Annotated in this window: 6 protein-coding genes and 1 pseudogene; 1 reads left to right on the forward strand and 6 read right to left on the reverse strand. The window is 24.4% G+C overall.

Annotation, left to right across the window (positions count from 1 at the left end; translation table 4 throughout):
- Both D9R21_RS05130 and D9R21_RS05135 read right to left on the reverse strand, forming a co-directional pair.
- A partial coding sequence (locus tag D9R21_RS05130; RefSeq protein ID WP_148108835.1) for a TlyA family RNA methyltransferase occupies positions 1–797 on the reverse strand: 797 nt, incomplete at its 3' end.
- Between the two features lie 6 nt (positions 798–803).
- Complete coding sequence (locus D9R21_RS05135) at positions 804–1,253, reverse strand: hypothetical protein (RefSeq protein WP_241568785.1); 450 nt, start codon at positions 1,251–1,253, stop codon at positions 804–806.
- A 397-nt stretch (positions 1,254–1,650) separates the two neighbouring features.
- Between D9R21_RS05135 and D9R21_RS07235 the strand changes: the two genes are divergently transcribed.
- Entirely contained in the window at positions 1,651–1,791 is a 141-nt protein-coding gene (locus D9R21_RS07235) for a hypothetical protein (protein WP_158613909.1), read from the forward strand.
- A 103-nt stretch (positions 1,792–1,894) separates the two neighbouring features.
- Here D9R21_RS07235 and D9R21_RS05140 read toward each other — a convergent pair whose 3' ends face one another.
- The 4 genes and pseudogenes from D9R21_RS05140 to D9R21_RS07975 all read right to left on the reverse strand — a co-directional run.
- On the reverse strand, positions 1,895–2,173 hold the full coding sequence (locus D9R21_RS05140) for a hypothetical protein (RefSeq protein ID WP_241568786.1): 279 nt from the start codon (positions 2,171–2,173) through the stop codon (positions 1,895–1,897).
- Positions 2,174–2,738: 565 nt separating this feature from the next.
- On the reverse strand, positions 2,739–2,915 hold the full coding sequence (locus tag D9R21_RS08680) for a hypothetical protein (protein WP_408641299.1): 177 nt from the start codon (positions 2,913–2,915) through the stop codon (positions 2,739–2,741).
- A 12-nt stretch (positions 2,916–2,927) separates the two neighbouring features.
- Entirely contained in the window at positions 2,928–3,182 is a 255-nt protein-coding gene (locus D9R21_RS07970) for a DDE-type integrase/transposase/recombinase (protein ID WP_206609240.1), read from the reverse strand.
- Positions 3,183–3,440: pseudogene (locus tag D9R21_RS07975) on the reverse strand (hypothetical protein); the annotation flags it as partial. It lies immediately after the preceding gene.

Here is a 3,440-nt window from a genome sequence, read left to right on the forward strand (position 1 = left end):
TTATTTCAAGCATTTTCAATTATTGTTGCTATAACTTTGTCGGCAATATAATTAATCGGATTTATTGTTCGTTGTAATAAACAAATAAATTCAATGTTTTTCTTTTTATTTCCTAAAATTGGAGAATAGTCACAATTGATAACACTGAAACCATTATTAAGACCTAAAGTAAAGATTTTTTTAATAACATCATAGTGGGTTGCTTTATGATTAATTTTTCCTTTCTTAACAGCTTCTTTTGTACTCTCAAACTGTGGTTTAATTAAGAAAAAAGCATAATGATTTAATAATAAAATATCTTTTAAAGATGGAATAATTTTATCTAATGAAATAAAAGAAACATCACAGCAAGCAAATTCAATTTCATCAGGGGCAAATAATGCTTTAGTAACATATCGAAAATTAGTTTTCTCTAATGAAACAACCTGCGGATTATTGCGTAATTTTCAAGCTAATTGGTTTGTACCAACGTCGACAGCATAAACTTTTTTAGCATGATTTTGTAATAAACAATCGGTAAAACCACCAGTTGAAGCACCAATGTCAAGGCAAACTAGGTTTTTAACGGTTAAATTAAAATCAGTTAAACCTTTGTCTAACTTTTCCCCTGCTCGGGAAACATATTTTAATGGTTCACCACGTAATTTAATAATACTATTTTCTTTTACTAGTTCACCTGGTTTTAAAGCTGGGACATTATCAACTAAAACATTGTTTGCTAAAATCATTGTTTTAGCTTTTTCACGCGAAGGAGCTAAATTATTATTAACCATTAACTGGTCTAACCGAATTTTCATTAAAATTTATTCTCTCTTTCATTTACTTTTTTTAAATGCACGTTGGTTTTGATAACGAAATAATAATCGTTGCTTTCGATTTTTTGTTTCCCGATAAGTTTCTAAGATTGTATCTTGTGCTAGGATATAATTAGTAATTTCTTTAAAAAAGTAAGCACCATATGATAATGATCATTTTAATGAAATAAAATTTTGATCAATTTTGGCTTCAATAATTTTTGAATAATTACTAATAATGTAATTACATTCTAGCATAATGTTATTAATATTATTATATTTAAAAAGATAATATGTTGTTTGTGGTAATTGATATTTTTGTGCTAAAAAAGCAAGATTTTTTGGAATAATTAATTGTTGAGTATCTAAGTCAATTGTAATATCAACTGATTTTCATAATGGCACATAGTGGATTTTTCCCGATAAAGTTAATAACTGTTGCTTAGTATCTTGTGACATTTGTCACTTTTTCCCTCATTTGTTATTTGCTCAATTATAATAATTAAACTTGTTATTTTCCATCTAATCACCCATTTGACTAAAGTAATTATACCAAATTTAGGATGAACAAAAAAGGATTTAGATAATAATTTTATTTGCATTAATTATCACTAATATTTCAAATTTAATATTTATACTTTCACTTATAATTTAGCAAATAATTATAACTTATTTTAAAAAATAAATATTTTTAAAAGGCAAATTATTTTCAATTTTAAGCTTAAAAATAGGAAAAAAATTGATATTTTAATAATTATAACTAAATTAATTGTGCCATAAAATGAGAAGAATATAATGAAAGTGTAAATAATATTTACGGCGTCAATATAGATATTTTTACAGGAGATGATTAATAATGTTTGGTTATAAGAATATCTTAGTTGGTGTTGGAGCAATTGCGTTGGCAACTACCCCGGCATTATTATTATCGAATACAACATTTATCAATAATACATACAATAAAACTGCACATAATATAAAACCTAGGAAAAACTAGGAATAACATATCAACAATTTTATCAAAATAATAAATCAAATATTAATCTAACAAATATTAAAAATTTAAAAGATGGGATTAATGAATGGGATTATTATTTTGTTTACTCACACTTATACTTAAATCATGCTTTATTAACCAAAGTTCAAAATGATTTAGGATCAGTTGGCGGAGTTATTGCAGCCTTATTAAGCAAAATCCCAGAAATTGCAACTGTCGCTGGAATTGTTGCTGCATTATTAATTGCACAATGATATGTCTGAAATATTCCATCATATGATCAGGGTAATGGTGTTGGTATTAACTTAATTGGAGTAGTTCCTCAAATTATAACTTCTGTTTTAGCACAATAAGTTATTAGTTTATTATCAAAAACAGACAAGGCCCAGATTTATTATTTACACTACTGCTAGTATAAACTAGCAGTTTTTAAATTTAGTTTTTAATTAAATTTAAACAAATAAAAAGAGCACTTGTAGAGTGCACCCCAAAAAGTAAGTATTAGTAAAAAAAGGTTTATAAACTTTTATTTATTATATCCTTTTCTTTGCGGTTTGAATATCATTTATTTCATTTTTTAACATCATTAATATATTCATCATGCGATAATTAAATATTGTTATGAATTGTTGCTTTTTTTAATAAAGAATGAAAAATTTCTATAACAATATTATCAGCACAATGATAATTTTTACCCATAGAAATTCTAATTCCATTAGATATACATTTATTATTATATATTTTTGATGTGTATTGAAATCCATGATCTGAATGAATTATTATGTCACTTATATCTTTTTTTTGTAGTATACCACACACATTTTGGAGATTGCAAGAAAACAAGAAAAAATAATAAAAAATATAATTAAAACTGATAAATATATAAATAAAAATTCTAAAATTAACACACTAAAAAATAGATTTAATAAAACTTTATAAATTTGAAATTATTTAGTTAAATTATTTAAAAATTCAAATGGTGTCTGAAAATTTAAAGATTTATGTACTCTTTCAAAATTATAAAAATAATAGTAATCATTTGGTTTATTTTGTAAACTAACTGCATCCAATATTTTTTCATCAAATACAAATAACTTAGTATAATTTTGATGAAATCTTTCAATTTTACCGTTTGACTAGGGAGAACGAACAGGTGTTGTTTGATGTAAAATATTTTTATCTGTTAAAAATTGAGTAAAAGTAGTTTCTTTAACGCTAATTTTTTGATTATTCCGATTACTATTAATAAATTCAGAACCGTTATCAGTTCTAATTCGTATTATTTTAATGCCAAATATTTTTTTAAAATCACTGATTGCTCTTTTAACAGCATCAATAGCGTTTTCAGTGCTTAATTTATCATAAATATATCCTAATCCTGACCGTGACATTTAATCAATAAAATCATAAACATAATAATTTTTATCAACCGGAAATTTACTTGGCATAAAATATTTAGCATCCATTTGTAATAATCCTAATTCTTTAACTTTATATCTTGGATGTTCTCTTTTAATTTCTTTAATTTTATTTTTTATTTTTAATCAACGAAGACTGCACCCCAAAAAGTAAGTAAAATTAAAAAAGAACTTTACTAAACTTTTAGAGGAGGTGCATTTTTTAATGGCAGGAAAAGAACAAAAATTTAA

The sequence above is a fragment of the Spiroplasma endosymbiont of Megaselia nigra genome, from assembly GCF_003987485.1.
GTDB lineage: Bacteria > Bacillota_I > Bacilli_A > Mycoplasmatales > Mycoplasmataceae > Spiroplasma.